Annotated in this window: 4 protein-coding genes; all 4 read right to left on the bottom strand. The window is 42.5% G+C overall.

What is annotated here, in order from left to right; genetic code table 11:
• Window positions 1-3,519: glycoside hydrolase family 70 protein (locus RYK49_RS02225; protein ID WP_314864718.1), on the bottom strand; the 3,519-nt coding region annotated here is incomplete at its 3' end.
• Between the two features lie 69 nt (window positions 3,520-3,588).
• Window positions 3,589-4,470: a helix-turn-helix domain-containing protein gene (locus RYK49_RS02220; RefSeq protein WP_125410656.1), complete on the bottom strand. Its 882-nt coding sequence runs from the start codon at window positions 4,468-4,470 to the stop codon at window positions 3,589-3,591.
• Window positions 4,471-4,945: 475 nt separating this feature from the next.
• Complete coding sequence (htpX, locus tag RYK49_RS02215) at window positions 4,946-5,842, bottom strand: zinc metalloprotease HtpX (RefSeq protein ID WP_314831397.1); 897 nt, start codon at window positions 5,840-5,842, stop codon at window positions 4,946-4,948.
• A 1-nt stretch (window position 5,843) separates the two neighbouring features.
• Window positions 5,844-6,413, bottom strand: coding sequence for a LemA family protein (locus tag RYK49_RS02210; protein ID WP_125348368.1), 570 nt, complete (start codon window positions 6,411-6,413; stop codon window positions 5,844-5,846).
• Window positions 6,414-6,442 lie beyond the last annotated feature (29 nt).

Below are 6,442 nucleotides of genomic sequence, written 5' to 3'. Positions count from 1 at the left end.
ACCTCGTTTATCGAAGTAATACCAATTTCCATTTTCATCTTGGATAAAGGAATTTCTAGCTTGATAGCCACTAGTTGAATAGTACTTAGTACCACTAGCATCACTGACAAATCCTGTGTAAGCATTCTTATTAACTAATTGCTTAGGCAGTACCATCTCACCATTCTTGTTGTTGAGATATTCGTTGCTAGCCCAGTCTTTAAGAACATAGTAAGCACCACGACCCAAGATATTGGTACCGTTGAAGTGTTTAGCAGACCACTTGGTAATCTTCTCATCAGTCGTCATCTTTTGGCCGTTGGAAATCTGTACTCGTTCAAAGATTTCTGGGTATTTAGCTTTGAGTTCATCCAAGAAGGCTCCACCATACTTGCCTTGATAGTCTGTACCATTCGTTCTAGTATTGGCAACGTAAAGTTTTTCCTTGATTTCTGCGCCTTCACGGTAGGTTCCATAGTTGTTGACACGAGTTGCCGTTACCACTTCTTTACCTGGCAGGTTGTAGATTTGGTCTGGCACCCAGTCCGCAATGGCTTGGATATTGACACTGTGAAGAGCACGGAGAGCATTGAGCAGGTCATTTAAAGAACCATATTTATTGTTCTTGCTCATTGCCATATCATAACGGTCTTCAAAGGCATAACCATTCTGGATGATAGAATCTAGGAAAGTGCCATCTTGGCTAGACACATACTGAGGCGGCAACTCAAATGAAGTCACTCCCCATTCCTTGAAGAGGTTGACATTTTTAGCAATGACTTTATTGGTATACTGGTCATCGCGAGTTGCAAAATCTTGGAAGTTAGAGAAGCCTTCGTAAATCAGCTGAGAATCAAGGGCTGCGCTAGACTCATAAACCTGACCGCTGGCATTTTTCTTCTTGCTAGCTGTTACACGAGCATCCTGATCTGCCTTAGCACCAACTGGTACCCAAACAGCCAGATAACCAGAAACTTGGACATTGCTGTAGCCTGCGATATCGTTCATATCAAAGGTCAAAATACCATTGGCATCTGTCTTCTTCCAGAGGGATTGCGGTACTTCTTCGTCAGTTAGATAGCGGGAAATGCCATCTTTGGTCGTCAAGAGCACAGGACGGTAGTATTGATTCTTATGGGCTGCTCCCATATTGACTTGCAGTTTATCCCATACATTTAACTTGAGATTAGGGTTGTTAGAAGCAATAACAGCCATCCCTTGGGTACGGGTTTCTGCTGTTCCTTCATCTGTCGCTTCGTTAGCACCAGTACCGTAACGAACAGAAGTCAAAATACCATTGTAAGACCATTTATCAGCCTCACGAGGTACACCCATATAGGTGACTTTCATGTCCTGACCGCCGGCTACATACTTAATACGAGCCCGCAACAAGGCATCGATAGCGTCGTGGTAAGGAGATTTTTTCTCCATATATTGGCCATCATCTGTGTAGAGATCACCATAGTAAACCCGAGTGATGGAGTCTTTGTTGGAGAGCATGAGAGCATGAGCAGTTGGGATATTGAACTGCGTATACTTCTTGTCTGCCTTGCGCATATCTTCATTGTAGATCTTGAAGGCTTGCTTGAGCTCATCCATGGTAAAGGTCAAACCATCCGTATTTGGATTGATATTTTCTCGGATGATGTCAGCAATAACGGTTTGTACTTCACTATCATGTGCCCGGACAAAGATATAGTTAGCCATCCGCTCGCCATTTTTCTTTTCAGTAGAACGGTCATTCAGACTATTCGTAATCGTTGGCTCTACACCGCTACGGATAGAAAGTTTACGCATGAACGAATAAAGCAAGGACAGACGAAGCTTATTATCAATCGGCAATTGAGCACCCTTGGTGTCTTTGTTGTAGTCAGGGTCGTTGTCAGACCAAGCTTCTAAGATAGACAGATGCTTAATAGCCTGCTCTTCACTTTCTCCGACCTTGTAGCGAGACTTGAAGTAGTCAGAGGCAATTTGGAGCAAGTCCGCATTGACATTATCCACCGCATCGACACGGACTCCGTCAAAGTTAGCAGTCGGATCATTAGCTACGATGCTGCCGAAGTTCATCATAAAGTGCAGCCAGTTGAGTTGCTCAGCCTGAACAGCTGGATTAGAGTTGTCAAAGTCGTTGGCCAACAGGAACTCATAACCACCGTTTGACTTGTCAATAAAGTACTTAGGTGTACCAGTTTGGCTGGTAGGTGTGCGGTTCAGGATGCGGTACTTAGAATTAGCATGAGAAGTCTTATCACTATTGGTATAAAGCAGAGCTCCGCCTTGCAAGTGGTCCTTATTCGTACCAGTTGTTTCAGACTCTGTCTTAATGTTCCAGTTTGGCTGAGTTTTGACAAATGAGCCCATCAGTGTTCTCAGCCATTTAGTATCGCCTTCTTTACCGATTCTTTCTTCAATTTTGCGCTGAACCTGCTGAGAAGCACCTGTCAGGATAGCTTGTTCCACTTTGTTTTCAAAAGCTCCTGCTCCCAGACCTTGCTGGTTCATATAGTTAAGATAGCTAACCTGCGTTTGCTTATCAGGCCACCAAGCCATTAAAAGCGGACGCAAGTCAGTCTCTGTAGACTGAGTCCATGTTTTTCCATCCTTGAGGATAGCTTTTGGACGATACCAAGTATCCGCTGTCAGGTAGCCGTCAACTGTTTCGATGTCCTTTTCCGTAGTGCCATGGAAGGCATTCATTCTGGTGAATTCATTGTTAAGGCTGCTAGTACCTTGCTGGAATTGATACTCAGCTGAATCAATCAGTGCTCCAGTCTCTGCATCGAAATAAAGAATTTTTCCATTGAGCTCAACAGCGAAATTCTTTTTAACTGTACCGTCGTCCTGAACATAGTATTTCTTACCATCAATCGTCTTGATGTGAGATAAGACATCATCATCATGCTCAGTATTAACAGGTGCCGCTTGGGCTTGAGCAGCACGCATTCTTTCAGCTATCGCTCCCTGTCTTTGAGCCGGTTCTGGCAAACGATCTTTCTTTGCAACCTTTGGATTTGCAACTATCTTGTCTGTAACAGTCTTCTTTGCTTGTTTGTCAGCAGTTGCGGGACTTGCTTGTATATCCTGACCAGCTGCTTCCGGTTTAGCAGTTTCTGATGTTGCATTAGCTGCTTTTGCTTCTTCAGCAACGGCTGCTTTTTCTGTAGTTGCTGCTTCTGCTACTGCCGGCTTAGCTGGCTCTTGAGCATCTGTTTGAACCGCTGCTTCCGTATTTGCTGCAGTTTCAGCAGTTTTTTCACTGGCTACAGCAGCATCAACCACCTTGTCTGCAGAAGTTGCTTTTTCTGCTTCCAACTGAGAAGCTGAGTTGGCTTGTACTTGAACCGGCTGCCCTGAGCCACTATCCTGAGCTGCAGTTGGTTCTTGAACTGCCACCTGCTTAACATCATCAGCGTGGACAAGACCTGCTTCGAGACCAAGTACTTTTGGTGCTACGATAAGTGCTAAGGTAGTCACACCGATGGCTACCCAGTTCTTCTTAACTTTATGCATCTTATAATGAATTTTTTTCTCCATCATAAAGCCTCCTTCTGAATTTGGTATAAAGTTATACTCTTATTCTAGTATATTTTTAGAAATGAGTCTATTTTATTTGCACATCTGCAACTGGGAAAGGCAAATTCTTTCAAACTGAGCCTTGAGCTTCTGGGCAACACCGAAGGAATCTAAAAATTCCAAGAAAGATAAGCATTCCTCAATATCACTCAGAGCATAGCTATTCCCAACCTTGTAGGAATAAAGAGCCCTATGATACTTAATCAGCATCCGATCATAAAGATCTGTCTCAGGGATTTTAGAATGGTCAAGATAATTGAGGAATCTCATAGCAACTAGCAAATGATTACTCTCTATGCAGACGCTGATAACATTAAGCAGCATCTTGATAATACGCCGGCGATTCTCCGGTAGATTATTATAAAACTGGGTGCGGTTAATCATTTCACTAGCAAAGGTCTCCAGTGTTTCCAAGGTCAATAGATCCACACTATTAGTAAAGAGCCAGAGCTCATAACGCCCCCACTCCTCAACGGAAAAGAGATAATCGGTCAGAAATTCTACATCTTTCTTGCTAATCTGAAAATCTGGACTGCAGGAAGACAATACTGCTCTAACAACAATTGTATTAAGCCTATAATTCTTCTTCTCAGGGAACTTTTGAGCCAAAGCTTCTGAGCTAGCCAATATACTTTGGAGCTTGACGACATTGTTTTCCTGATAAGCATCAGCTACTTTTTTTGAGAAAAGCGCATCATCTGCCTCAATGTAGTTATGGTAAACATACTGAAATTCGTCTAGAGAAACAGCCATATTCTTTAAGCAGCAATAGAAAGAATCAAGCGTGATACCACTGACTCCCCGCTCAAAACGAGACAGCTGAGCCACTGAAATATCTCCGGCTGCCGCTTCTTTAAGAGACATGTTTTTTGATTCTCTAATGACTTTGAAAATTTTTCCAAATGTTTTCAACATACCGAACCCCCGGTTTCATATATGCAATAAAATTTTTTACTAAATTTAATATACTAGTAATATATTTCTGTTTTGTTACAAAAAAACTACTTTGTATTTCTAAATGATACAAATAGATTAACTTGAACAATAAAATAACTCAATATAGTGACTTTTTCTGAAAATTTTATGGTTTTCAAGAAAATGCTAATTTTATAAGAAAGTCAGGAGGGTTCAACCTGACAACTTGAAAACACCGGCTTTTTTAAATCTAGCCTCCTTACTTATACAAAAATAAACTTGGATAATCTAAATTTTATAGACAACTGAAATGAAACTGTAACAAAATCTAAACGAATATTTTTTAGACATGACTTATTTTAGATATGACTTAAAGGAAGTAAAATGAAAAGGACTTAGTCCTGAATAATACAGAACTAAATCCTTTTGGTAGTTATTTATCTAACTTTTGGGAATAATTTCAGTTTCCCAGTTTTTACATCTGTCTCAATCGCTCCACCCGCTCTGAGATGGGAGGATGCGTATAGAAGAGTTTCTTCAGTCCGCCTTCTTTCTTAGGGTCGCTGATATAGAGAGCTGCACTTGCATCATCAACATGATGTTCCATAGGCTCACTGCGATCCAGCTTGAGCAAAGCATTAATCATCCCTTGCGGATTGCGGGTCAGCTCTACACTGGAAGCATCAGCCAGAAACTCCCGCTGACGAGAAATGGCCAACTGCACCAAGGTAGCTGCCAAAGGTGCCAGAATGATGGCAATTAGCGATACGATAAGGAGAATAATTCCCAAACCACTATCGTTATCTCGATCATTACTACTGCGCCGTCCGCCACCAAACCACATCATCCGGCCAGCCAGGCTAGACAATAGGGTAATAGCACTGGCCAAAGCAACAGCAATCGTTGAAATTCGGATATCATAATTTCGAATATGACTGACTTCATGGCCAATCACTCCCTCAAGCTCCTCACGATTCATGATTTGCAAGATACCCGTCGTTGCTGCGACAGCTGCATTTTCCGGCTTAGAACCGGTCGCAAAAGCATTGGGAGAGGGATCCTCTACGATATAGACACGTGGCATAGGAATCTGAGCGACCATAGCCATATCTTGTACGATATGATAGAGCTCAGGTGCTTCCTGCTCAGAGACCTCACGGGCTCCATTCATAGCCATGACCACTTCTGTAGACTGAAAAATCATCACTCCGGCATAAATAGCTCCGATAATCAAGGCTAGCAAGACACCACCTACAGCAGACCGCAGCCAGAGATAGCCAACAGCCGCTCCAAGGAGAGCCAAGAGACCGAAAAAAGCGATAAGGAGGAGCCAAGTCCTCCTTTTATTGCTGGCAATTTGATCAAATAGCATCTTAGTCACCTAGTCCAGTGCTACCAAAATCAACTTTTGGTACAGCCTTTTCTTCTTCTGGTGTTTTGAGGAAGTCCGCAGCTTTAAAGCCAAACATTCCTGCAATAATATTGCTTGGGAAAGTTTCCAGCTTGACATTGTAGTTGCTAGTTACTGAATTATAAAGCTGACGAGAATAAGCAATTTTATTTTCAGTATTGGTCAGCTCTTCCTGCAACTTCAAGTAGTTGGTATTTGCTTTCAGATCTGGATAGCTTTCAGCTACTGCAAAGATTCCAGAAATCTGACGAGAAAGGGCGTCGCTGGCTTGCATGGCTTCGGCTGGTGAAGCAGCTGAAGCTACCTGGTTGCGCAGTTGGGTTACCTTTTCCAAGGTTGCTTGCTCGTACTTGCCATAGCCTTTGACCGTTTCCAAGAGGTTAGGAATCAGGTCATTACGACGTTTGAGCTGCACATCGATCTGACTCCAAGCTTCCTGAGTCTGCATGCGGCTTTTAACCAAGGTATTGTACGCACCAACAACGAAGAATGCTAAAACCGCGACAATAATAAGAACAATAATAAAAGTCATGATATACTCCTTCAATTTTGATTAGACTT

The sequence above is a fragment of the uncultured Streptococcus sp. genome (assembly GCF_963525625.1).
Classification (GTDB): Bacteria; Bacillota; Bacilli; order Lactobacillales; family Streptococcaceae; genus Streptococcus.
The sequence above is the reverse complement of the archived record's forward strand: the minus strand, read 5'-3'. Positions and strand labels throughout refer to the sequence as shown.

Coding starts and splice junctions, on each gene's coding strand:
- RYK49_RS02220 (WP_125410656.1), bottom strand. CDS start 4,470: ATGTTGAAAACATTTGGAAAAATTTTCAAAGTCATTAGAGAATCAAAA.
- htpX (WP_314831397.1), bottom strand. CDS start 5,842: ATGCTATTTGATCAAATTGCCAGCAATAAAAGGAGGACTTGGCTCCTC.
- RYK49_RS02210 (WP_125348368.1), bottom strand. CDS start 6,413: ATGACTTTTATTATTGTTCTTATTATTGTCGCGGTTTTAGCATTCTTC.